Genomic DNA, 22,932 nt, shown 5'->3' with positions numbered 1-22,932 from the left:
TCAGCGTCCCTGGCCGTTACGCCATCCAGGCTCGGCCAGGCGACGGGCGTAATCACGCACGTCCGCCGGCCAGGCCTCGGTTCGGGCGTCGAACGCCGTCCAGTCGCCCGCGAATAGCATCCGCATGGCCTCTTCATAGTCCGGCAGATCGCCCGCCACGGCGGTCATGAAGCGATAGGCCGCCTCACGGCTGCGACGCATCCGATCCGGCGCCTCCGCCTCGCGAAGGGCGGTTTCGACCAGTTTGCGCAAGGCGACCGACGCCCCGCCCGGCTGGGACGCCAGCCAGTCCCAATGGCGGGGCAGCAAGGTGACTTCGCGCGCGGTCACGCCCAGCTTCGGCCGCCCCGGCCCGCGCTTCTCAGGTTCAGGCTGCGACGGCTCGGGCGGCAGTCGCGCCAGCACCGCCGCAAGATCGCCGCGCAAATCCAGGTCCACCGGCTGCGCATCCTCATCCCGAAAGACCAGAACCGCCCGTCCGGAGTCGTGCGCGGCCTTCGCCGCACCCGCGACCTGAGCCAACGGCCCGGTCGCGATCATCGTATGGCCGTCGAAGGCCGTGCACAGAGTCATAATCCGTCCTCGCTTTGTTGAGGACGGAATTACCCGGATGATATTATCGCGTCAATATTGCCCGGGTAATTTATTATCTCCGCTCGTCCACGCCCCCGAACAGGGCGCCGGCGATCCAGCTGACCACGCCGGTGACGATGGCCGCGCCGATCCCGGCCCACAGGCCATCGACGACGAAGCCGCCCAGGAACATGGCCGTCAGCCCGATCATGGCGGCGTTCACCACCAGCAGAAACAGGCCGAAGGTGACGATGGTCAAAGGCAGCGTCAGGATCACCATCAGCGGCCGCACGAAGGCGTTGACCACGCCCAGGATGACCGCCGCCGCGATCAGCGAGCCGGTCGAGGTGAACCCCACCCCTGGAACCAGCTTGGCCGAGGCCCACAGACCGATCGCCGTGACCACGGCCTGAACGATGAAACCCAGCATGACGCCTCCAACTGAAGAACCTTGACCATATAAGCGCATATCGCGGCGTTCCGCTCCGTGCGCCGCACGAGATCGCCTGCTAGGTTGAGCGCCCTACCCCGAAGGAGACCCCCATGAGCCTTCACGGCGCCTACGACCCGGACAACATCTTCGCCAAGATCCTGCGCGGCGACATGCCCAGCGTGAAGGTGTGGGAGGACGACGACGTCCTGGCCTTCATGGACGTGTTTCCCCAGTCCGAGGGGCACGTCCTGGTCGTGTCCAAGACGTCGACCGCCCGCAACATCCTGGAGATCGAGCCCGAGACCCTGGCCAAGCTGACCTCCGCCGTCCAGCGCACGGCCCGCGCGGTCGAAAAGGCGCTGAAGCCCGAAGGCCTCAGCCTGATGCAGTTCAACGGCGACGCGGGCGGCCAGACGGTCTTCCACCTGCATTTCCACATCGTGCCGCGCTGGACCGATCGCCCGATGAAGGGCCATGGCCACGCCCCCATGGCCGACGCCGAACAGCTGAAAGCCCTGGCCCAGAAGATCGCGGCCGCCCTGGACTGACCGCCTACAGCGGTCCCTTGAAGATGAAGAAGGCGCCGCCGGCGATCAGGGCGAAGCCGATCAGATGGTTCACCGTCAGCTTCTCCCCCAGATACATCACCGAGAAGATCGCGAAGACCAGCAGGGTGATCACCTCCTGCATGGTCTTCAACTCGGCCGCCGAATAGACCTGATGGCCGATGCGATTGGCGGGCACGGCCAGCCAGTATTCGAAGAAGGCGATCCCCCAGCTGATCAGGACCACGATCCACAGCGGCTTGGTTCCGAATTTCAGGTGGCCGTACCAGGCGAAGGTCATGAAGACGTTGGACAGCGCCAGCATGACGATGGGCGCGAGATAGGGCAGCGAGGGCATTCGATCAGTGTGCTTGCGTCAAAGAGATTCCGCCAGCATAAGGCGGGCCACGCCGGTTTAGCTCAGCTGGTAGAGCAGCGGTTTTGTAAACCGAAGGTCGCGGGTTCGATTCCTGCAACCGGCACCACCCTCTCCCGATCAGACCGGGAATGGTCAGGCCCGCACGTCGCGAGATGCGACGCCGTATCCATATCGACGGATCGCGATTCCTCACGCTACCATCCGCCGACGACGCTCGACGCCCAGGGCCTTCGCTCGCCCGCCCGTTGTTTGGCCGCCCTAAAGGATGAAAATGCGAAAATTCACCCTGCTGCTCGCTCTGCTCGTGATGGTTCCGACGGCTGTCGAGGCCCAAGCACGGCGACAAAGGGTTCCGGACCCCGATCCCCAGCACCGCGCTACGGATTGGGTTCCGCTTTCTCAATCAATGACCGAATTGCTGAATACAGGCTGGAAGATCATCTCGCATACCAACTATCGGACCGAGATGTACAACCCCAATACAGAATCGTTCTCTTTCATTCTCACGAACGGCGACCGATACGTCCTCTGTATGATCGACGACCCGGTCATGAACAACTCCACCTCTAAATGCCGCGCTCTGAACTAGCAGAACGCTGATTTCAAACCGGCAGAACGGCGAACAGCCCGTCACGGCGTCCGCGAGACGAGGGCCCTCGCCTCCTCTCCCGCGCCTCAGGCGTTCGGCGTCCATACGTCGCAGGGCGAAGCATGGAGAGGCTTTGCAATATGCCGTCCATGTCTCCTGAAAATGAAATCTCTTTCCGCCGCATCACCTCTGAAAATGTCAGCGAAGTCTGCGAGTTGAGCGAAACTCTGTCGCCGGCGCAACGCGCTGTCGTCGCCGATAACGGCGTGTCCATCGCCGAGGGCTTCTGTTCCGAAGCGACATGGCTTCGGGCGATCTACCTGGACGAAACCCTCGTCGGCTTGGTCATGGTCAACGACGGCGACGAGTGGGACGACGGCATCGACTGCGACGGCCCCTATCTGTGGCGCCTGATGATCGCAGGTCCGCACCAGGGCGCGGGCGTCGGCCGCCGGGTCGTCGAGATGGTGAAGCAGCGCCTGCGTCGTCGCGGCTACGCCACGCTTTTCACCAGCTACGGCCTGGGCGAAGGCAGCCCCGAGGGCTTCTATCGCCGCCTGGGTTTCGTGCCCACGGGCGGATACTTCGGCGACGAGGTCGAGGTCTGCGCCACCCTGTAGGCCGCGCTCCTGCTTGGGTCGCGCTTGTCGCAGAGGGCGGAAGCCGCTAGGCCTTCGCCTTCTCCCCTTTTCGGCCCGTTTCCATCGCAACTTCGGCCGCCTCCCACATGTCCGAGACGACCAACAAGCTGGGTCACAGGATCCGCACACGGGGCGCCCGCACCCGGCGCGCTCTGCTGGACGCTCTGCGCAGACTGCTGAACAGCAAGCATCTGGGCGAAATCCGTCCCGCCGACGTGGCGGCGGCGGCCGGGGTGTCGGCGCCGACCTTCTACACCTACTTCGCTTCGGTCGAGGAAGGCCTGCTGCTGCTGTGCGAAGAAGCAGGCGAGGACTTCCAGCGGCTGGCTGCGCACATCCACGCCGACTGGTCCGGCGAGCGCGCCTTCGAGGCCGCCCGCGCCTATGTGCTGGAGGTTCTGGGCCTGTGGAGCGACCACGGGCCGGTGCTGCGGGTCGAGCACATGCTGGCCGACATGGGCGAGCCCGCCTTCGCCGAGAGCCGCATCCGCCGCCTGCGTCGCCTGCACCTGGCGCTGGAGCGCCGCATCGCCCAGGCCCACGCCAGCGGCCTGCATCCCGAGGGGCTCAATCCCCGCCTGACCTCCTATGAGACGGCGAACCTGGTGGAATCCGTTGCGGCGGGCTTCGAACTGATGCGCCGCGCCGATACGCCGGAAGCCATCATCGACACCACCGCCCACATCGTGGTGAAGCTGACCACCGGGCGCTGACGCCCTCGCTTGGACAAGCTGTCCATTGCGACGGCGCCCTCATGGGCTAAAGCATGACCCTCGGCCAAGGAGTGCGTCATGTTCCGTCTTTCGTCCTTCCCCACGATTCGCCGCGCGTCCGGCCCGGCCGTCGTGCTGGCCGCCGCGCTAGCAGTCTCTCTGGGCCTCACGGCCTGCGGCCAAGGCGCCGAAGGTTCGGGAACGGGCGCGGCCGAAGCCCCCAAGCCCCCCGCGCTGACCGAGGCCGAGAAAGCCGCCCTGCTGGCCTCCCTGCCCGCCCCTTATGACCAGGCGGATCTGGAGAACGGCCGCCGCGCCTTCGCCCGCTGCCGTTCGTGCCACACCATCACGCCGGGCGGGCCGAACATGACGGGTCCCAACCTCTATGGCGTGTTCGGCAGCGAGGCGGGCGCGCGGGACAAGTACAGCTATTCCCACGCCCTGCGGACAGCGGACTTCACCTGGGACGCCGAGACCCTGGACCATTGGCTGCAGAACCCACGCACCTTCCTGCCCGGCAACAAGATGAGCTTCGCCGGCCTGCCCGACGCCACGGACCGTCGCGACGTGATCGCCTTCCTGAAGGTCGAGACGGGGTTCAAGCCGACCGGCGAGTGAGCAACGCCTAGCCTTCTCCCCTTGCGGGAGAAGGTGGCCGAGCGGAGCGAGGTCGGATGAGGGGTTGCGGGACGTCTGACGCGCGTCCCTTCATCTGAGGTCGCAAAACCCCTCATCCGTCTGCCTTCGGCAGCCACCTTCTCCCACAAGGGGAGAAGGAAACTACTCCGCCGGGCTCATGTCCGGTTCGAGGCCGTCGCGCTTCTCCTGCGCTTCCCATTCCTCGATCTTGCGGGCGGTGTATTCCGGCGACTTGGTGAAGCGCGCCAACACGCCGTAGATCACCGGCACCACGAACAGGGTCAGCACCGTCGCGAACATGGCGCCGGTGAAGATCACCACGCCGATGGTCTGACGGCTGCCCGCCCCTGCCCCTTGCCACAGCACCAGCGGCAGGGCGCCGAAGGCGGTGGCGATCGAGGTCATGATGATCGGACGCAGGCGCAGCGACGAGGACTCGATGATCGCCTCGCGGATGCTCCGCCCCTGATCGCGCAGCTGGTTAGCGAACTCGACGATCAGGATGCCGTTCTTGGCGGCCACGCCGATCAGGATGATCAGGCCGATCTGGCTGTAGATGTTCAGGCTGGAGCCCGCCATCAACAGACCGAACAGCCCGCCCGCCGCCGCCAGGGGCACAGTCAGCATGATGACCGCCGGGGTGATCCAGCTCTCGAACTGAGCCGCCAGCACCAGGAAGACCAGCAGCAGGGCCAGGGCGAAGGCCCAGCCGACGGCGCTGCCCGCCTCCTGCTGGTCGCGGGCGGCGCCGCCCCAGCGGATATTGGTCACGCCCTGCGGCTGCTTGGCGACCTCGGCGTTCAGGAACTGCACCGCGTCATCAATGGTCATGCCGGGATTAAGGTCGGCCGCCAGGGTGATCGCCCGCTGGCGATCCAAACGACGACGGTCCGGCGTATCGCCCGAAGTCTTGGTCGAGACCACGGCGGACAACGGCACCAGTTGGGCCGTGCCGGTCGAGACATAGAGCGACTCCAGGTCCGTCACTTCGCGGCGATTGTCGCGCTCGGTCTGCAGGATGACGTCGTATTCCTGACCGCCCTTGATGTAGGTCGTGGCGCGACGCGAACCGAACATGGTTTCCAGCGTGCGGCCGATCTGTTGCGAGGAGACGCCCAGGGCGGCCGCCTTCTGCGGATCGACATCGACCAGCAGACGCGGCGCGTTCGGCTCATAGTTCAGGCGCGGCCGCGAGAAGCCGGGGTTCTCCTGCGCCGCCGCCAGGATGGGCTGCAGCCAGTTGTAGATAGCGGCGTATTCCGAACCCGTGACGACCATCTCGACCGAGTTGGAGTTGCCGCCGCCGCGCTGGAAGGCGCCGGGCGTCGAGGCGTTGACCTGGGCGCCGGTCTGGTTGCGCAGCTTGCCGTTCAGCTCCTGGGCGATCTGGTCGGCCGAGCGGTCGCGCTCGGACCAGTCGGACAAGTTCAGGATGGCGCTGCCCGAGCTGAAGCCGGAACCGCCGAAACCAGGCGAGGACACCAGGAAGTTGGCCGCCTCGCCGTTCTCACGATACTCGGCCAGGATCGGCTCCAACCCCAGCATGATCTCGCGCGTGTAGTCGAAGCCCGTGCCCTCAGGCCCGGCGATGCGAAGCGTCACGCGCCCGCGGTCCTCGTTCGGCACAAGCTCGTTCGGCAGGTGCAGGAAGATGCCTGTAGCCCCCGCCGCGACCAGCACGATGACGGCCGCCACCCCGCCGACAGCGATGCGTCGCCCCAGCAGGGCGTCAAGCGAAGCCGCATAGGATCGCTTCAGGGCGTCCATGCCCGCATCCACGCGCCGCGCCACCCAGCCGCCGGTGTGCGCCGGCTTCAGGATCTTGGACGCCAGCATGGGCGACAGGCTGAGCGCCAGGAAGGCCGAGAAGGCCACGGCCGCTGCAATGGCCGCCGCCAGTTCCACGAACAGGCGCCCGACGTAGCCCGGCAAGAACAGCAGCGGCGCGAACACGGACAGCAGCACGATCGTCGTCGCCACGACGGCGAAGAAGACCTGACGCGCGCCGCGCTCGGCGGCCACCAACGGCGGCTCGCCGTGATCCAGACGGCGCTGGATGTTCTCGACCACGACGATGGCGTCATCGACGACCAGGCCGATGGCCAGCACCAGGGCCAGCAGGGTCAGAAGGTTCAGCGAGAACCCCAGCGGCGCCAGGACGATGAAGGTGGCCAGAAGGCAGATAGGCGCCACCACCGACGGGATGATCGCCGCCCGCAGGCTGCCCAGGAAAATGAAGTTGACCAGGGCCACCAGGGCCATGGAGATGCCGATGGTGATCCACACCTCGTCGATGGCGTGCGAGGTGAAGACCGAGTTGTCGGAGCCGACCTCCAGCGTCGTGCCGGGCGGCAGGCTGTGGGCGACCTCCTCCATCAGCTTGCGCGCGCCTTCGGAGATCTGCAGATCGTTCGACTGGGCCTGACGGGTGACGGCCAGGCCGATCTGATCGACGCCGTTGCCGCGGAACAGGCGACGCGCCTCGGCGGGCGCCTCCTCGATCCGGGCGATGTCGCCCAGACGGGTGACGTAGGCGGCGTTGCCGATCAGGGCGCCGGTGACGCCGTTGGTCATGGCCGCCGAGGCCGCGCCCAGGGTGCCCGACGCCTGTGCGCCCGTGGCGGTCGAGGCCGAGCCGCGCGTGCCGATGGGCAGTTGGGCGAAATCGGCCGGGTCGGCGTAGTTGCGCGCCACGCGGACGGTATAGTCCTTCTGCGCCGACTCCAGCGCGCCTGCGGGCAGTTCGACGTTCTGGCTGTTCAGCGCATTCTCGACATCGGTGACGGTCAGCCCCCGCGCCGCCATGGCCCCGGCGTCCAGCCAGATGCGCATGGCGTAGCGCTGCTCGCCGAAGATGTTGACCTGAGCCACGCCCGGCACGGTGGCGAAGCGGTCCACCAGATAGCGGCGGGCGTAGTCGGTCAGCTCCATTCGGTCCATCGTCGTGGAGCGCAGGAACATGATCATGATCGGCTGGCTGTCGGAATCGGCCTTGGCCACTTCCGGCGGGTCGGCCTGATCCGGCAAGCGGCCCAGCACGCGCGAGATGCGATCGCGCACGTCATTGGCCGCGTCATCGATGTTGCGGTCCAGCGAGAACTCGATGTTCACGTTGGAGCGGCCGTCGCGGCTGGTCGAGTTGATGCGCTCGACGCCCTGGATGCCGGCGATCTGCTGCTCGATCGGCTCGGTGATCCGGCTCTCGATCACCTCGGCCGAGGCGCCGGCGTAGTTGGTGCTGACCGACACGACCGGCGGGTCCACGTCCGGCAGTTCGCGCACGGGCAGGAAGAAGAAGGCCGCGGCGCCGATGACGCACAGGACGATGGCCGCCACCGCCGCAAAGACGGGGCGCCGGACCGAAACATCGGACAGCATCATGGGCGGGCCGCCTGCGACGCGCGTGCGCCGCCCTTGGCTGGAGCGCCGCGCTGCTGACCTTCGGCGCCTTCGACGGTGACGGGGGCGCCCGGTTGGATGCGGTTCAAGCCGGACGCGACGATGCGGTCGTTGTTGCCCAGACCCGAGACGATCTCGACAAAGCCGCTCTCGACGGCGCCGGTCTGGACCTCCACGCGCTGGGCGGTCGTGCCCGTTTCGCCGCGCGCGATGCGATAAACGAAGGCGCCCTGGCCCTCATACTGAACAGCCGCCTCAGGCACGGCCAGGCTCTGGCGGCGCCCCTGGTGGACGGCGACGCGCATCATCATGCCCGGGCGGATGCGGTTTCCGGGGTTGGGGAATTCGGCGCGGGCGATGACGGCGCGGGTTTGTTCATTGACCCGCGTATCCAGCAAGGCGATGCGGCCGTTGAACTCTTCGCCGGGGAAGGCGTCCGTGGTCGCCGTGATCGGCGCGCCCACGGGCAGGACGCCCAGATAGCGTTCCGGCATGGGGAAGTCGACGCGGACCCCGCTGGTGTCGTCCAGGGTGGTGATGACCGCGCCCGGCGAGATCAGGGTGCCCGGCGTGACTGACGTCAGGCCCAGCACGCCGGCGAAGGGCGCGCGCAGGATACGGTCTCCGCGACGCGCTTCCGACGCCGCCATGGCCGCCTGGGCCGTCTTCAGCGCCGTCTCGGCCGTCTCGGCCATGACGCGCGGCGCCACGCCGCGCTCAGCCAGGATGCGATAGCGGTCATATTCGCGCTGAGCGTTCTCCAGCTGGGCGCGCGCGCGGATCAGATCGGCGTCTTCCTCACGCGCTTGCAACTCAACCAGAGGCGCCCCCGCGGCCACGGCCTGACCGTCGGTGAACATGACCTTGGTCACCAGTTCGGTCGTATTCGAGGTGATGTTGACCGAGCGGCGGCTGCGGGCCACGCCCAGCACGCGGATCTGGTCAGCGAATTCGCGACGCCCCGCCACGACCTCGGCGACGATCTGGCCGCGTCCGGCGCCCGGTCCTCCCGGACCGCGCTGCTGGCCTGCGTCGCCGCCCCCGGCCGCTATCTTGATGATCGCCGCCACGACCATCAGCCCCAATACGCAGGCTGCGCCGATAATGAAAAAATGGCGTTTGAACACGCGACGCAGTCTCCCCGACAACAAGCGCCCCCGCTTAACGGGTCACCGCCGTTACGCAAATAACGTATCTGTAACGTGGCGAACCTCGGATTCCGTCGCGGAAATCGGGACTAAAATCGACGCCAGATTCCGATGATAGGCCCTCTGCCCGCAGGAATTTCACGACCCGAAACGGCCTGTCGCCAGCCAGCCTGCAGCCGCCAGTCTCCGAACCGACGCACCACCGAGGCCTCCAGCGACAGCGCCAGCGCCGCGCCGCTTGGAGATCAATAAACCCGCGATCAAAGGATCGCCCCGCCAGAAGCCGCACCTCGACGTCGCTGTCTCCCGCGCCCGGCGGAGCGTAGCCGGCGTTGCGTCCCGCCCCGCCCTCGGCGTAGCCGACATAGAGGGCCGCGACGTTGCGATCGTCGCGATAGGCCTGCCAGCGCACGCCCATCTCGATCGGCCCCAGCCCCTGATAGTCGAGGAACTCGTCGCGCCCGTCCTGCCATTCGCCCTTGGCTTGAAGAGTGAAGCGTTCGCTCAAGCCATATTCGACGAACACGCTGGCCGCGATGTCGCGCCGCCCGCCCGGCAAGTCGGCCCGCCCGCCGTCGGAGGTGAAATAATCCTCGGCGCGGATATTCTCGTATTTGACGATGATCTCGCCCTGCCCCTTCGGCAGATTCCAGGCGCCGGCGTGGGCCGCCTCAGCGCCGGACAGCGCAACCAATCCGACCCAAAGGCCGACGCCTCCCCTCTCTCGCACGGCCCCACCCCTTGCTAGATGTCGTAACCGGGCGATTTTCGCTGCAGCTGGCGCAGGGCGCCGGGCCAGGCCAGGGAGGAGATGAAGCCGATTCCTCGGCCCTGCTCCTTGGTTTCGGCCTGGGCGGCGTCAGGCGCGATCAGAACGTTGTCGCGTCCCGCCGACAGAGCCGCGACCTGCTGGGCGCAGGCGCGTTCCAGGAAGAATATCCCAACCCAGGCCTCCGCCGCCGTGTTCCCGACCGCCAGGGTGCCGTGATTGCGCAGCAGCATCAGCGGCTTGTCGCCCAGGTCCGCCACCAGCCGCTCGCGCTCGTCGTGGTTCAGGGCCAGGCCTTCATAGCCGTGATAGGCGAGCTGATGCTGCAGCAGGCAGGCGTTCTGGCTGATCGGCAGCAGGCCGTCCTTCTGCGCCGCGACGCCCACGCCGTTCACCGTATGCAGGTGGATGACGAAATGCGCCTCTTCGCGCGCCGCATGGACCGCCGAATGGATGGTGAAGCCCGCCGGGTTGATGAAGCTGGTCGTGTCCTGAACGACATTGCCGTCCAGATCGACCTTCACCAGGGAAGAGGCTGTAATTTCATCGAAATACCAGCCGTATGGATTGATGAGGAAGTGATGCTCCGGTCCCGGCACGCGGGCCGAGATATGGGTGAAGATCATGTCGTCCCACCCGTTCAGCGCCACCAGGCGGTACAGCGCGGCCAGTTCGACCCGCACCTTCCACTCCGCCTCGGAAACCTGGGATTTGAGCGACCGCGCCGCGTCCGTCATTGGCCTTCCCCTTATCAGCGTTCAGATGAGCCTCTCTCCGCTCCGGCCCGGCGTCAAGTCGCCGACCGCCGCCGAAGAACCGAAACGGAAGACTTCATTAACCCTGTTTTCATCGACACGAGCGAACACTGTCCGCCGGCGGCGCGGCCGCATCGTCAGGGGGATGTTTCGTGGACTCAATCGAGGCGTTCGCGCCCTCCCCGCGTAGCGAGCCCCTGCCGCTGGCCAGCCTTCACCAACTGATCGATTTGGCCGCCGGACGTCCGCCGGAAGAACAACAGCGCCTGTTGCTGGGCGTGGCGGACCTCTACTGCTCGGTCGGCGGCCAGGCTGGCGCGCCGCCTGCCCTGACCGAGGTCTTCGTCGCCATGGTCCGCGCCGCCGAGCAAGATATCCGCCGCGCCCTGGCCGAACGTCTGGCGGACGCCGCCTGGGCGCCGGCGGACCTGGTGCGCCTGCTGGCCGCCGACGCCATAGAGATCGCCCGCCCGGTGATCGCCGCCAGCCCGCTGCTGCTCGACGCCGACCTGCTGACCCTGCTGGAGGAAGCCTCGCTGGACCATCAGGTCCAGGTGGCGCTGCGCCCCGATCTCGGCCCCCTGCCCGCCCGCGCCATCCTCGACCGCGGCGAGCCGGCCGTCCTGACCGCCCTGGCCGTCAACCGGACGGCGCGGCTGGAAGCCGCCGACATGGCTCGATTGGTGGAGCAGGCGCGGTCCATCGCCGCCCTGCGCGCGCCGCTGACGCGACATCCCCGGTTGAACGAGGATCTGGCCCTGCGTCTCTATCAGTGGGTCGGCGAGGCCCTGAAGCAGGCCATCTCCCAGCGCTTCAGCCTGGACGCCGCCACGCTGGCGACGGCGGTCGCCGCAGCGGCCCAGCAAGCGGCCGAGACCACGCCCGATCACGCCGCCGCCCAGTTGGCCGCCAAGCTGCATGCGGCGGGACAACTGCGCCCCGCCACCCTGATGCGGACGCTGCGGGAAGAGAAACTCGACCTCTTCGTCCACGCCCTGACCATGCTGAGCGGTCTGGAGACCGAGGCTCTACGGCGCGCCCTGCGCGGCGACACCGCCCGACCGCTGTATCTGGCCTGCACCGCTGCGGGGCTGGATCGCGCCGCCTTCCCCGCCCTGCTGCGCGAGGTTCGTCGGTTGAACCACGGCCTGCCGCATGATCCTGACGGCGAGGCCTGGCGCCCGGCGCAGCGGTCGACCACACAGGCGGCCTATGAATTTCGTCTGCTGATGGCGCCTGAAGGCGGGTCGACCGTTTGACAGCGCGCCTCCGCTCCGCTTGCGTAGCGCCGTGACTCAGTCGTTCCACCCCACCGCCATCACCTTCGTCGCCAGCGACCGGCCCGAGGCCGAAGCCGCCCGCCAGCGGTTGAGCGAACGCTATGGCTCGGTTCCCGCCGCCGAGGCCGAAGTCATCGTCGCCCTGGGCGGCGACGGCTTCATGCTGGAGACCCTGCACAACAATCTGCAGCTGCGCACGCCCGTCTATGGGATGAACCGCGGCTCCGTCGGCTTCCTGATGAACGACTATGAGGAAGACGACCTGCTGGATCGGCTGGCCCAGGCCGACCGCACCGTCCTTCATCCCCTGCAGATGGACGCCTGGGTCGAAAGCGGCCAGGTCCACATCGGCCTGGCCATCAATGAAGTCTCCCTGCTGCGCCAGACGCGACAGAGCGCCAAGCTGCGCATCAGCATCAACGACAAGGTGCGGCTGGAGGAACTGACCTGCGACGGCTGCCTTGTCGCGACCCCGGCCGGATCAACCGCCTATAATCTGTCGGCGCATGGGCCGATCATTCCCCTGGACGCGCCCAGCCTGGCGCTGACGCCGATCAGCGCCTTCCGCCCCCGGCGCTGGCGCGGCGCCCTGCTGTCGCACACGGCGCGGGTGCGCTTCGACGTACTAGAGCCGGACAAGCGGCCAGTCAGCGCCACCGCCGACAATTTCGAGGTGCGCCGCGTCTCGCGCGTCGAGGTGCGGGAACGGCGCGACATCACCCTGACCATGCTGTTCGATTCAGGCCGCTCATATGAAGAGCGCGTCATGGCCGAACAATTCGCCGCCTGAACTGTAAAATAGTCGAGGCGCCGTCACCGGATTTTAAGCCTCTGCGCGACAAAATGGCCGCTGTTGTTGAGGAGCCGCCCGTGACCAACCAAGTCATCCGCCCGCCCAATCCCCTGCGCGCCAAGGTCGGCGGCGGCTTCGGCGGCATTGACGCCAACGCCATCGCCAGGGCCGAGGAGGCGCTGAAGGCCATGTCGGCGCAGTTCGGCCAGTGGTTGAACGACGAGGTGGTCAGGCTGGACAAGGCTCAGTCCGACATCCGCAGCCAGGGCTACACGCCCGAAACGGCTGAGGCCCTCTATTTCCGCGCCCACGACCTCAAGGGGCTGGGGACCACATACGAATACCCGCTGGTCACGCGCATCGCCGCCTCGCTCTGCCGGATGCTGGACGACGCCGACAAGCGGATGCAGGCCCCCCTGGCCGTGGTCGACGCCCACATCGACGCCATCAAGGCCGTGGTCCGCGACAAGATCCAGACCGACGACCATCCCGTCGGACGCGATCTGGTTGAAACCCTGGAAGCCCGTGCGGCGGAGCACCTGGGCTAAAGCCGACTGATGGATCAGGCGCGGCTCAGGCCGCGCTGACGGCGCCGCGCCAGCCGTCGTCAGCCGGGCGGTCCAGCCGCTCCAGCAGATAGGCCAAATCCTCACGCGCGGCGTCGGGACGCTGACTCAGGAACCGCTCCAGCATCCGTTGACGGAAGACGGCGCTGCCGGTGTCCCCGCCTTCGGCCTGGAGCGCCCGCCAGGTGTCGACCCCGGCGCGGAAGGCCTGGAACAGACGTGGCGGCATGCCCGCACGGTCGTAGATGGCCTTGAGTCCCAGAGGCCCGGCGTCATGCACCATCAGCCAGGCGCGATGATGCGGCGTACCCGCCAACTCGGCCAGGGCGTGCTCGAACAGGCCGATCTGCCCCCGCGCCAAGGACCGCAGCAACAGAGACGGCGTCAGCACCCGGCGGCTGTTCAGCCCGGCCACAAAGGTCGGCAGGTCATCCGTCACGCGGGCCTGGTCCACCAGGTCGATCGTGGCTCGCTCCCGCGCGAAGTCGGCGAACTGGATAGCGGTCTCAGGCGTCAGAGCGTGGCGGGTGATCAGGTGTTCGCGCACAGCCTCGCTGGCCAGAACCACCAGCCGCTCGGTCACGGACAGCGGCAGAACCTGACGATAGGCCAGGGCCGAAATCACCTCCGGCGCATCGCTGAATCGATCCAGGGCGACGCCCAGCGCAGCCTCGGACAGATCGGCATTGTCGTTTGCGGCCAGGGCGGCCACCGCCTCCTGCTTGCCTTCGGCGACCAGAACCGACGCCACATCGCGCGGCACGCGCGGGCGGGACGCCACCGCCACCTGGCGCAGCGCCGTCCCGGCGCGCACGATCTCGATCAGGTCGTCGTCAGTGAAGGCCGGGCAGCTGTTGATGATAGGCAGGGCCACGCTGTCCACGTCGCCGGCCAGCCTGCGCGCCGCCTCGCGCGGCATGATGTCCGAAGCCTTCAGCGTCACCGCCACGGCCCGTCGCACCAGTTCCGCCGCATCGGCCGCCAGCACGCTCAGAATCTTTTGCGCCGCCTCGCGCTCCACGTCATCCAGCGCCATGCGGTCGATGCTGCGGCACAATTTATGAGCGGCGGCCGCGCGCTCGTCCTCCAGATCAGACTTGATCAGGCGCCGTATGTCGCTTTCCGTCAGTCTGGCGCGGTAGGCGGTCATGGCTCGAAGGCTCAGGGTTGGCGAGGAATCAATCGTCACCCCTAGCGTTACATAGTTAACACCCTCTTAGGAATAAGGCGGAAGCGTGGTCACGCCACCTTATCCGGCGGCGGAGCGAATGCGCCCCCGAATCCGCCGCCTGATCCCTGTCCGTCCTGGCCCAGCAACAGCGCCAGAAGGCTCTGATCCTGCTTCAATCGGTCCATGCGCGCGGCCAGCATTCGGTCCTTTTCGCTCAGCTCCGGCGCCGCCTTGGCCGCCCCGCCGCTGCCGACGCCGACCGCCGGGAAGGCCTCGCCCGCCGTGCGCTGCAGATTGGCGTGCACCTCGGCCGCCGTCGCCGCTCGGCCGTTACGATAGAAGATCGAACGGTTGGCCGAAGCCGCTTCGGGGAACAGGGCCACCGCGCTGCTCTGCGGCCGCGACTGCACCGCCTCCAGCAGCTTGGCCGCGCCCGCCGGACCCAGGAAGTGCGCGGCGTACAGGTCGCCCGCCCCCGGCTCGCGCCCCGTGCGGCCGCGCAGATAGGCCGCGTTGGAGGCCGTCAGCTCTCCCGCCATGGTCGAGGCGGCCTGAGGATCGAAGCGCAGGTCCAACACGACGTTGCGAGCCGAGCCGCGCACCTGCCAGCGCCCGTCGCCGCCCTGATAGATCAGGTCGGCGTACTGGCCGTAGCCGTGCTTGGCGCCGTGCCGCTTCACCGTGCCCAGCCAGGTCTGCTCGATGAACTGGAACAGGCCCGAGGCCGAGGACGTGGGCGCCCGCGCATTGGGGTTCATCGCGCTTTCGCGACGCGCGGTCTTCATCAGGAAATCGAAGTCCACGCCGGTCGAGGTCGAGGCGCGCCGGATCGCCGCCTCCACGCCGCCGGATGATGGAATCGCTTTCACGGTCATGTGTGAACGGTCGCTAACCTCGGTAAACGAAAGCTTAACGCAACACCCCTGCCGTTAACAATTCCAAGCGCCACAATAAGGCCGCAAGCGAAGCGCGAACTCTGTTCCGTGAGTGCTGGGGAGGGCCTGCGACAGGAGGCGCGTAAGTCATGATGATGCGTATCGCCGGGGGCCACGGCGTGGTCAGCCCCCTCGACTTCCAGCAACGCAAGAAGCCCCTGCCCCGATGGGTGTGGGCGATGATCACCGCCTCGGCTCTGGTGCATGTCGGCGCCGGCGTCTGGCTGTATCAGCAACGCTTCGAACTGGCCGACGCCCCCGCGTCCTTGGAAGACCTGCCCACGACGATCGTGGAGCTGACGCCCAGGGTCAAACCGCCCGAGCCGAAGACGGCCTCGCCCGCGCCGACACCGCCGATCCACCGACCGACGCAGATCATGCCCAGCGACGTCGCCCCGCTGGAGGTTCCGGTCGCCCCCGTCGTCAGCCATGACGCCGGGCCGGTCATCAACCTGACGGAACCTGCGACCGAGCCCGCGACCGGAACGACGGTCACGCCCGAACCGCCGAAACCCGTTCCCGTCATCACCCAGCCCGACTGGGTGCGGAAGCCGACGGCGGATCAGCTGATGCGGGCCTATCCGTCCGCTGCCGAGGCGCGCGGGATCGGCGGGGTGGCCGAACTGTCCTGTCTGGTGCGGGTGGACGGCAGCCTGACCGGCTGTTCGGTCACCTCGGAAACACCGGGCAATCAGGGCTTCGGCCGGGCGGCGGTGAGCCTGAGCCGCTACTTCCGCCTCAGCCCGCGCACGGTGGACGGACAGGCCGTCGACGGCGCGCGCGTCACCATGGCGATCCGCTTCGATCTGCCCAAGGACTAAAGGAACCGCGAGGGATGGAGGGTCACCTCGGCGACGGGCCGGCCCTCTGTCGCATCAGCAACGACGGCGCCGATCAGCGGCCCCAGCAGCCAGCCGTTGCGACGCGGCCCCAGCGCGACATACAGGCCTGAGGCGACCTGCCCGGCCATCGGCAGGCCGTCCGGCGTCGTGCCGCGCACCCCCGCACGCCAGTCGATGGTCAAGGGACGCGGCGCCTGGCCCAGCACCTTCCATGCGGCGGCCAGCATGGCGTCGCAACGCATGGCGTCGGGCGTCACCGAGCGCTCGCCCGGCTCCATCGTCGCCCCGATCACGCTGCCCTCGCCCATCGGCGCGACATAGGCGCCCGGCCCGCGCACGACATGGTCGACCAACCTCTCCTTCACCAGACCGATCTGGCCGCGAATGGGGGTGATGCGGGCGACCGCCGTGCGCGCTTCGGGCGGCAAGCCCTCCAGCGACGGGTCGGCGCCCGTGGCCAGGATCAGATGCTCCGCGCGCACGGCGCCCGTCGTCGTCTCGACCCGCCAGCCGAGCGCGTCCGGAGCCATGCGCAGCGCCCGCGCCTTGATCACCGTCAGTCCCTGCGCCAGCGCCTTCAGCGCCTGAGGCGGATCGACCTTCGCATCCTCATGAGTCGTCAGGCGCGCCGAGTCGGTGTCATACTGATGCTGAAAGCCCAACGCCTTCATCCGCGCCGCCAGTTCGGCGACGTCGCCGCCGCGCCATCCCGCCAGATCGCCATACAGCCGCACGCCCGTCGCCTCTGCGAAGGCGGGCCACAGGTCGCGCGCCCTGCGCAGCACTTGCGCCGCCTCGGGCGACAGATCGTCTATGGCGCATTCCATGGCCGGCGCGATCATGCCTGCCGCTACCGCCGAAGCGTTGACGCCGCCGGGGTCTACCACCGCTACGCGACGTCCGCGTCGTCTCAGCTCCGCCGCCGCGCACAGGCCCAGCGCGCCCGCGCCGATGACCACGACGTCGAAGGAAGGTTCGGGAGAATTAAAAAGGGGCACGGGATGTCCTTCGACCTCCCGCGCCCCGATTTCAACCGTTGAGGACGGTCTTTTATTCAGCCGCCAGCTTGGCCGCGCGCGCCTCTTCCAGACGCTTGGTCAGGGCGGCGTGCTGGCCCCACAGGGCCTTGGGCAGGCGATCGCCGAATTTCTCGTAGAAGGCGGGGATCAGGGCGGCTTCCTCGGTCCAGACGTCGGCGTCGACGTCCAGCAGGATCTGCAAGTCGGCGTCGGTCAGCGTCAGACCCGACAGGTCCAGCGCGGCCTTGGACGGCACGCGGCCGACCGGAGTGTCCACGGCTTCGGCCTGGCCTTCCAGACGCTCGACGATCCACTTCAGCACGCGGGCGTTGTCGCCGAAGCCCGGCCAGACGAACTGGCCGTCCTCGTTCTTGCGGAACCAGTTGACGAAGAACAGGCGCGGCAGCTTCGACGCATCGGCCTTTTCGCCCATCTTCAGCCAGTGGCCGAAGTAGTCGCCCATGTTGTAGCCGCAGAACGGCAGCATGGCGAAGGGGTCGCGGCGCAGCTCGCCGACCTTGTTCTCGGCGGCGGCGGTGCCTTCGGAGGCCACGGTCGAGCCCATGAAGACGCCGTGCTCCCAGTCATAGGCTTCCGTCACCAGCGGCACGGCCGAGGCGCGGCGGCCGCCGAACAGGATGGCGTCGATCGGCACGCCGGCCGGGTCTTCCCACTCAGGCGCGATCGACGGGCACTGACCGGCCCAGACGGCGAAGCGCGAGTTCGGGTGGGCCGCAGGCTCGCCCGATGCCGGATCGTGCGGCTGGCCCTTCCAGTTGGTCAGGCCTTCCGGCGCGTCCTTCGACAGGCCTTCCCACCAGACGTCGCCGTCAGCGGTCAGGGCCACGTTGGTGAAGATGGTGTCGCGCGTCAGGGTCTCGAGCGCGTTCTTGTTGGTGTTGCGGCTGGTGCCGGGCGCCACGCCGAAGAAGCCAGCTTCCGGGTTCACGGCGTACAGACGGCCGTCGTCGCCGAAGCGCATCCAGGCGATGTCGTCGCCGACCGTCTCGGCCTTCCAGCCGTCCAACGCCGGTTGCAGCATGGCCAGGTTGGTCTTGCCGCAGGCCGACGGGAAGGCGGCGGCCACATATTTGGAAACGCCTTCGGGGCTGGTCAGCTTGAGGATCAGCATGTGCTCGGCCAGCCACCCCTCGTCGCGGGCCATGATCGAGGCGATGCGCAGGGCGTAGCACTTCTTGCCCAGCAGGGCGTTGCCGCCGTAGCCCGAGCCGTAGGACCAGATTTCCCGCGTCTCGGGGAAGTGGACGATCCACTTGTCGTCGTTGCAGGGCCAGGCCACATCGGCCTGACCTTCGGCCAGCGGCGCGCCCAGGGTGTGAACGGCGGGGACGAAGACGCCGTCGGCGCCCAGCATGTCCAGCGCGCCCCTGCCCATGCGGGTCATGACGCCCATCGACACGGCGACATAGCCGCTGTCGGTGATCTCAACGCCCAGGGCGGAGATCTTGGAGCCCAGCGGGCCCATGCAGAACGGAACGACGTACATCGTCCGGCCCTTCATGCAGCCGTCGAACAGGCCGTCCAGACGGGCGCGCATTTCAACCGGGTCGGACCAGTTGTTGGTCGGACCGGCGTCGGCCTCGTCTTCCGAGCAGATGAAGGTGCGGCTCTCGACGCGGGCCACGTCCTTGGGGTCCGAGGCGGCGTAGTAGCAGCCGGGGCGCTTGGCTTGATCCAGCTCCTTCAGCGTGCCCTTACCGATCAGATCGGCGACGATGGCGGACTTCTCGGCGGCCGTGCCGTCGCACCAGTGAACACGGTCAGGCTTGGTCAGGGCGGCGATCTGCTCCACCCAGGCGACGAGGCCCTTGTGTTCAGTCGGCGCCGGATGGAGTCCGGGAATCGATTGCGTCACGTCTTGCTCTCCTGAAGCTGCGCGCAGCGATCTGTCGTCGCCGTCACGCAATAAGCTGATCACGCTGTGTAACGGGGGCCAATGAACCCCGAGGGACGTTAGGTCAACCGCTGCACGTTTCATTCCCCCGTTATCCGGCTCGCTCCATCCACACGCATATTTAAATCGTCAGAGCGCGTCTCAAGGGCTATCTCCTTCGGCGTGAAGACGATGGATTCTGTAAAGTCGACGCCGGACGCCTTATCGAGCGCCCTGATCTCGCCTGCGGCTGAACGCAACAGCGCGGCCATACTGAAGGTGCTGCGCGCCCATCTGCCCGTTCAGGGCCGGGTGCTGGAGATCGCCGCCGGATCGGGCCAGCACGCCGCCCGCTTCGCAACCGCCCTGCCCGGCCTGGACTGGACGCCCAGCGATCCCAGCGCGGAGGCTCGGGCCAGCATTGAGGCGTGGCGGATGAAGGCGGGCGCGGCGAACCTGCGGCCCGCCCAGGCGGTCGACATGCTGGATGACGCCAGCTGGCCGTCGGAGCCGCTGGACGCCATCATCTGTATCAACATGATCCACATCAGCCCGTGGTCGGCGGCCCAGGGCCTGATGCGGCTGGCGGAACGGTCTCTGATCCGCCCCGGCGGTCTGCTGTACCTCTACGGCCCCTATCGCGAGGCCGAGGTTCCGCTGGCCCCGTCCAACGCCGCCTTCGACGACAGCCTGAAGGCGCGCGATCCCGCATGGGGCCTGCGCGACCGGGGCGAGGTCGAAACGCTCGCCCGGTCGCATGGCCTGGCCCTGACGCTGCGACGGGCCATGCCCGCCAACAATCTGAGCCTGATCTTCCGCCGAGTTTAGATGGCGGCGACCACAGCTGTCAGTTCGGCGCGGTCGTTCAGCAAGGCCACCTTGCCGTCGCGGAAGGCCGCGCCCGGCGCATCGGCCGCTTCGCCAAAGCTTTCAGCCGCCACAGCCACGCCGTCAGCGAAGGCCAGAACCGGCAGGCCCTGCGCCTTGGCCAGGTTCACCAGCGCCTTGACCTGAACCAGACCGGCTTCATCCGCCATGCCGCCCGGAACCACCACGCCCTGAACACGGCCGCCGCTGATGTCGTCGGCCGTCGCCGTAGCCAGAACGGTCAGCCCGCCCGAAACCAGACTGCCCTCGCCGGTCGAGATCGGGGCCAGCGACACGCCCTCAAAGCGCAGGGCGGTCTCCATGTCGCCCAGTTCGCCGAAATCCATGCCTTTGCGCATGATCAGGCCGAAGCGCAGGCGGGCGGGCGCGGGGCGATTGCCGTATTGGCGGGAACGAGGGGCGGTCGTGGTCTTGCGTTGAGCGTACAAAACGTCTCCTTCGAAGGTTATCGATCAATATTCGTGGACGATTACAAGAAACCGTCCCGCCCTGTACGCCGCAACCGGATCAAACACGGCAAATGTCGCAATCCGAATCAATCGGAAGCGAATGCAGCAAAAACATCAGGGTGACTGCTGATATAGGCTTATGATGCTCAAGGTCAACTTGACGACGCAAAAGTGAACTCAACCGGACCTAAGAACACCTGAACCGCCCAGCCACAGCGGCGCCCTTGCCTCCATGCGCGAGCGGGCCCTACACAGCCGGTCGCACCGCTGGAGATCTCAAGTCAGGCCATGGCCTTCACCCGCACCTATGACGGCCCAGAGCCCGTCCGCATCAACAAGTGGCTGGGTCAGAGCGGCGTCTGCTCGCGCCGCGAGGCCGAGGGCCTGATCGCCGACGGTCTGGTCAGCATTGACGGCGAGGTCGTGCGCGACGCGGGCCGCAAGATCGAGCCGGGCCAGACCCTGACGCTGAACGACACGGGCGAGGCGGCGCTGGCGGCGGGCGTCGCCATCCTGCTGCACAAGCCGGTCGGCTATGTCTCGGGCCAGCCTGAGCCGGGCAAGATTCCCGCCGTGCGCCTGCTGACCACGGCCAACCGGGTCGGCGACGGCGAGACGCCCGCGCGCGACGCCTCCCTGCCCCCCGTCGGGCGACTGGACGAGGATTCGCGCGGTCTGCTGATGCTGTCGTCAGACGGCGTGGTGGCCAAGGCGGTGATCGGCCCACAGTCCGATCTGGACAAGGAATATCTGGTCCGCGTCGCTGGCGTCGTGACCGAGGCCAAGCTGACCAAACTGCGCCACGGCCTGGAGCTGGACGGTCGCCAGTTGAAGCCTGCCCGCGTCACCCAGATGGAGCCGCAGCGCCTGCGTTTCATCCTGCGCGAAGGCCGCAACCGCCAGATTCGCCGCATGTGCGAGCTGGTCGGGCTGGAGGTCGTCGACCTCTATCGCATCCGCATCGGCCCCGTGAAATTGGGCGACCTGCCGGAAGGCCGTTGGCGGATGCTGACGGCGGACGAGCGCGCGGCGCTGATCAAGGGCTGAGCCGCCTCAGCGCAACGCCTCAAACCACCGTTGCAGCAGGAACGCTTCAGCGCGGTGAGCGGCCGTGCGGACAGCCGCCTCCTCGTCCACGCCCCAACGCTCTTCGGTGAAGGCTTCGTCCAGACGCGACAGGTCCAGCGCCGCCTCGCCCGCCAGCGCCCCGCGCTGCACCGCCAGCCCCAGTACCGCCGAGCCGAACAGCGGAACCGCCGTCGCCAGCCCGGTCAGGGCGAAGTCGTCCATCTCCAGCGCCAGAGCCTCGACCCGCGCCAGCGCCTGCGGCGCCTGCGGCCGGTGAACGATCCCTTCGACGGTATGCAGTTCGACGCCCAAGTCGCGCGCCGCCCACTCGCGCCACGGCCCCCATTCCGCCTGCTGTCGTTCGATCAGGCCCGACGGCGTCTCTGCCAGATAACAGAGCACGTCCGACCCGGCATAGCGGGCGATCTCTTCGGCCACCGGGCCGCGCGTCTGGCTGACCCGATCGATGGCGGTCGAGGCCAGACGGGTGGCGGGCATGGTCGCGGGCGTCATATGCTCGCCCTGGGCGTTCCACTCGTCGGCCACGAGGCGAGCCGCCGCCTCGGTCGGCAGGACGATGGCGTTTCCGGCGGGCGTCTTGGGCGCGCGGCCGTCCAGCAGGACGACCCAGCCGCCGTCACGGGCCTCGACCTCGGCGGCCTTCCAGAAACGCTTGATGCGTTCCTCGGACTCGCGAAAGCCCTTCTGGGCGGCGACGTTGGGATCAAGCGAAGGAATATGGGACATGGCGGACTTCTAGGCGAAAAGCTTGGTCGAGGCGAAACGATCGAGCGCCGCCTCAAGGTCAGGAAAATCGTCGGCGATGTGCAGCGCGCCTGCCGCCGCCTGCTCCTCCACCGTATGGAAGCCCCAGCCGACGCCCAACGGATGCACTCCCGCCGCAACGGCCATGGCGATGTCGTGGCTGGTGTCGCCGATCATGACGGTCGAGGCGATGTCGGCCCCGCAGGCCGTTATGGCGGCGCGCAGCATGGCTGGGTCCGGCTTGCCCGGCCCGTCCTCGGCGCAGTGGCTGGACAGGAACAGATCGCTCCATTCGGGCCGGGCCAGATTGCGGGCCACCCCGCGCCGGTTCTGGCCGGTCGCCAGCGACAGCCGCCAGCCGTCGCGCTTCAGCCGCCGCAGGGTCTGCATCACGCCGGGATAGAGCGGCTCCTCATGGCCCGCCTCATACATGGCGCGGAAACTGGCCTGAAACGCGGCGACGAAGTCGGCCAGTTCGGCGTCGGTCAGCGACGGCTCCAGCACGTGCAGGGCGTGATGCAGGCTCAGGCCTACGATCTGACGCACTCGATCATATTCCGGCTCGGGCAGGCCCAGAGCCTGCGCCGCCTCGCAGGCCGCGCGATGGATGGAGGCCCGGCTGTCGACCAGGGTGCCGTCGATGTCGAAGACGGCGAGCGGAGCGTCGGAAGCGGTCATG

General features: G+C 67.8%; 25 protein-coding genes and 1 tRNA gene. 12 read left to right on the top strand and 14 right to left on the bottom strand.

The annotated features are described in order from the left end of the window. Both ACU5AP_RS11450 and ACU5AP_RS11445 read right to left on the bottom strand, forming a co-directional pair. Complete coding sequence (locus ACU5AP_RS11450) at positions 1-573, bottom strand: DUF2239 family protein (RefSeq protein ID WP_128719809.1); 573 nt, start codon at positions 571-573, stop codon at positions 1-3. A gap of 73 nt (positions 574-646) precedes the next feature. Continuing rightward, positions 647-1,003: a phage holin family protein gene (locus ACU5AP_RS11445; RefSeq protein WP_128719808.1), complete on the bottom strand. Its 357-nt coding sequence runs from the start codon at positions 1,001-1,003 to the stop codon at positions 647-649. 113 nt (positions 1,004-1,116) lie between these two features. Here ACU5AP_RS11445 and ACU5AP_RS11440 point away from each other — a divergent pair, with 113 nt between their 5' ends. Continuing rightward, positions 1,117-1,554, top strand: a complete 438-nt coding sequence (locus ACU5AP_RS11440; protein ID WP_128719807.1) for an HIT family protein — start codon at positions 1,117-1,119, stop codon at positions 1,552-1,554. A 4-nt stretch (positions 1,555-1,558) separates the two neighbouring features. Here ACU5AP_RS11440 and ACU5AP_RS11435 read toward each other — a convergent pair whose 3' ends face one another. Further along, positions 1,559-1,909 carry a DMT family protein gene (locus ACU5AP_RS11435; RefSeq protein ID WP_112999331.1) on the bottom strand — a complete coding sequence of 117 codons (351 nt, stop codon included), beginning with the start codon at positions 1,907-1,909 and terminating at the stop codon, positions 1,559-1,561. 51 nt (positions 1,910-1,960) lie between these two features. Here ACU5AP_RS11435 and ACU5AP_RS11430 point away from each other — a divergent pair. From ACU5AP_RS11430 to ACU5AP_RS11410, 5 genes are all read left to right on the top strand, one after another. Next, positions 1,961-2,036: transfer RNA gene (locus ACU5AP_RS11430), tRNA-Thr, on the top strand. Positions 2,037-2,201: 165 nt separating this feature from the next. After that, a complete protein-coding gene (locus ACU5AP_RS11425; RefSeq protein ID WP_046653723.1) occupies positions 2,202-2,519 on the top strand; it encodes a hypothetical protein in 318 nt (105 codons plus the stop codon). 215 nt (positions 2,520-2,734) lie between these two features. Then, positions 2,735-3,139 (top strand): GNAT family N-acetyltransferase, encoded by a 405-nt coding sequence (locus tag ACU5AP_RS11420; RefSeq protein ID WP_223850791.1) that lies wholly within the window; start codon positions 2,735-2,737, stop codon positions 3,137-3,139. A 107-nt stretch (positions 3,140-3,246) separates the two neighbouring features. Beyond that, complete coding sequence (locus ACU5AP_RS11415; RefSeq protein ID WP_003164430.1) at positions 3,247-3,873, top strand: TetR family transcriptional regulator; 627 nt, start codon at positions 3,247-3,249, stop codon at positions 3,871-3,873. Positions 3,874-3,951: 78 nt separating this feature from the next. Then, positions 3,952-4,491, top strand: coding sequence for a c-type cytochrome (locus ACU5AP_RS11410; protein ID WP_164918011.1), 540 nt, complete (start codon positions 3,952-3,954; stop codon positions 4,489-4,491). 162 nt (positions 4,492-4,653) lie between these two features. Here ACU5AP_RS11410 and ACU5AP_RS11405 read toward each other — a convergent pair whose 3' ends face one another. Genes ACU5AP_RS11405 through ACU5AP_RS11390 form a run of 4 tightly spaced genes read right to left on the bottom strand, consistent with a single transcriptional unit; the run spans position 4,654 to position 10,565 of the window. Continuing rightward, complete coding sequence (locus ACU5AP_RS11405; protein ID WP_003164428.1) at positions 4,654-7,890, bottom strand: efflux RND transporter permease subunit; 3,237 nt, start codon at positions 7,888-7,890, stop codon at positions 4,654-4,656. Further along, positions 7,890-9,038 carry an efflux RND transporter periplasmic adaptor subunit gene (locus ACU5AP_RS11400; RefSeq protein ID WP_003164427.1) on the bottom strand — a complete coding sequence of 383 codons (1,149 nt, stop codon included), beginning with the start codon at positions 9,036-9,038 and terminating at the stop codon, positions 7,890-7,892. Before ACU5AP_RS11400 ends, ACU5AP_RS11405 begins: the two co-directional genes overlap by 1 nt. 34 nt (positions 9,039-9,072) lie before the next feature. After that, on the bottom strand, positions 9,073-9,753 hold the full coding sequence (locus ACU5AP_RS11395) for a hypothetical protein (protein WP_446681258.1): 681 nt from the start codon (positions 9,751-9,753) through the stop codon (positions 9,073-9,075). A gap of 50 nt (positions 9,754-9,803) precedes the next feature. Then, a complete protein-coding gene (locus ACU5AP_RS11390; RefSeq protein ID WP_446681257.1) occupies positions 9,804-10,565 on the bottom strand; it encodes a class II aldolase/adducin family protein in 762 nt (253 codons plus the stop codon). A gap of 170 nt (positions 10,566-10,735) precedes the next feature. Between ACU5AP_RS11390 and ACU5AP_RS11385 the strand changes: the two genes are divergently transcribed. The 3 genes from ACU5AP_RS11385 to ACU5AP_RS11375 are packed head-to-tail and all read left to right on the top strand — an operon-like array spanning position 10,736 to position 13,204. Beyond that, entirely contained in the window at positions 10,736-11,842 is a 1,107-nt protein-coding gene (locus tag ACU5AP_RS11385) for a DUF2336 domain-containing protein (RefSeq protein WP_446681256.1), read from the top strand. A 31-nt stretch (positions 11,843-11,873) separates the two neighbouring features. After that, a complete protein-coding gene (locus ACU5AP_RS11380; RefSeq protein ID WP_446681255.1) occupies positions 11,874-12,653 on the top strand; it encodes an NAD kinase in 780 nt (259 codons plus the stop codon). A 53-nt stretch (positions 12,654-12,706) separates the two neighbouring features. Further along, on the top strand, positions 12,707-13,204 hold the full coding sequence (locus tag ACU5AP_RS11375; protein WP_003164422.1) for a hypothetical protein: 498 nt from the start codon (positions 12,707-12,709) through the stop codon (positions 13,202-13,204). Between the two features lie 25 nt (positions 13,205-13,229). Here the strand turns inward: ACU5AP_RS11375 and ACU5AP_RS11370 are convergent, their stop codons facing one another. Continuing rightward, a complete protein-coding gene (locus tag ACU5AP_RS11370; protein WP_046653727.1) occupies positions 13,230-14,372 on the bottom strand; it encodes a DUF2336 domain-containing protein in 1,143 nt (380 codons plus the stop codon). Between the two features lie 89 nt (positions 14,373-14,461). Continuing rightward, positions 14,462-15,268 carry a transglycosylase SLT domain-containing protein gene (locus tag ACU5AP_RS11365; protein WP_128115389.1) on the bottom strand — a complete coding sequence of 269 codons (807 nt, stop codon included), beginning with the start codon at positions 15,266-15,268 and terminating at the stop codon, positions 14,462-14,464. Positions 15,269-15,417: 149 nt separating this feature from the next. On the opposite strand from ACU5AP_RS11365, the gene ACU5AP_RS11360 reads away from it, so the two are divergent. After that, entirely contained in the window at positions 15,418-16,149 is a 732-nt protein-coding gene (locus ACU5AP_RS11360; protein WP_446681254.1) for a TonB family protein, read from the top strand. Here ACU5AP_RS11360 and ACU5AP_RS11355 read toward each other — a convergent pair. Both ACU5AP_RS11355 and ACU5AP_RS11350 read right to left on the bottom strand, forming a co-directional pair. Then, positions 16,146-17,168, bottom strand: a complete 1,023-nt coding sequence (locus tag ACU5AP_RS11355) for an NAD(P)/FAD-dependent oxidoreductase (protein ID WP_446681253.1) — start codon at positions 17,166-17,168, stop codon at positions 16,146-16,148. The genes ACU5AP_RS11360 and ACU5AP_RS11355 overlap by 4 nt on opposite strands. 52 nt (positions 17,169-17,220) lie before the next feature. Continuing rightward, complete coding sequence (locus tag ACU5AP_RS11350) at positions 17,221-19,065, bottom strand: phosphoenolpyruvate carboxykinase (GTP) (protein ID WP_446681252.1); 1,845 nt, start codon at positions 19,063-19,065, stop codon at positions 17,221-17,223. 210 nt (positions 19,066-19,275) lie between these two features. Between ACU5AP_RS11350 and ACU5AP_RS11345 the strand changes: the two genes are divergently transcribed. Beyond that, positions 19,276-19,911: a DUF938 domain-containing protein gene (locus ACU5AP_RS11345; RefSeq protein ID WP_446681251.1), complete on the top strand. Its 636-nt coding sequence runs from the start codon at positions 19,276-19,278 to the stop codon at positions 19,909-19,911. On the opposite strand, the gene ACU5AP_RS11340 is transcribed toward ACU5AP_RS11345, so the two are convergent. Continuing rightward, a complete protein-coding gene (locus ACU5AP_RS11340; protein WP_223850787.1) occupies positions 19,908-20,399 on the bottom strand; it encodes a hypothetical protein in 492 nt (163 codons plus the stop codon). The genes ACU5AP_RS11345 and ACU5AP_RS11340 overlap by 4 nt on opposite strands. Positions 20,400-20,708: 309 nt before the next feature. Between ACU5AP_RS11340 and ACU5AP_RS11335 the strand changes: the two genes are divergently transcribed. Then, a complete protein-coding gene (locus ACU5AP_RS11335; protein WP_112999338.1) occupies positions 20,709-21,467 on the top strand; it encodes a pseudouridine synthase in 759 nt (252 codons plus the stop codon). Positions 21,468-21,473: 6 nt separating this feature from the next. On the opposite strand, the gene ACU5AP_RS11330 is transcribed toward ACU5AP_RS11335, so the two are convergent. Next, the gene (locus ACU5AP_RS11330) at positions 21,474-22,235 is read right to left on the bottom strand and encodes an ATP12 family chaperone protein (RefSeq protein ID WP_128719802.1); all 762 of its coding nucleotides are present in this window, start codon (positions 22,233-22,235) and stop codon (positions 21,474-21,476) included. Between the two features lie 9 nt (positions 22,236-22,244). After that, entirely contained in the window at positions 22,245-22,931 is a 687-nt protein-coding gene (locus ACU5AP_RS11325; RefSeq protein ID WP_128719801.1) for an HAD-IA family hydrolase, read from the bottom strand. Between the last annotated feature and the right edge of the window lies 1 nt (position 22,932).

The sequence above is a fragment of the Brevundimonas sp. RM1 genome, assembly GCF_052907225.1.
The sequence above is the reverse complement of the archived record's forward strand: the minus strand, read 5'-3'. Positions and strand labels throughout refer to the sequence as shown.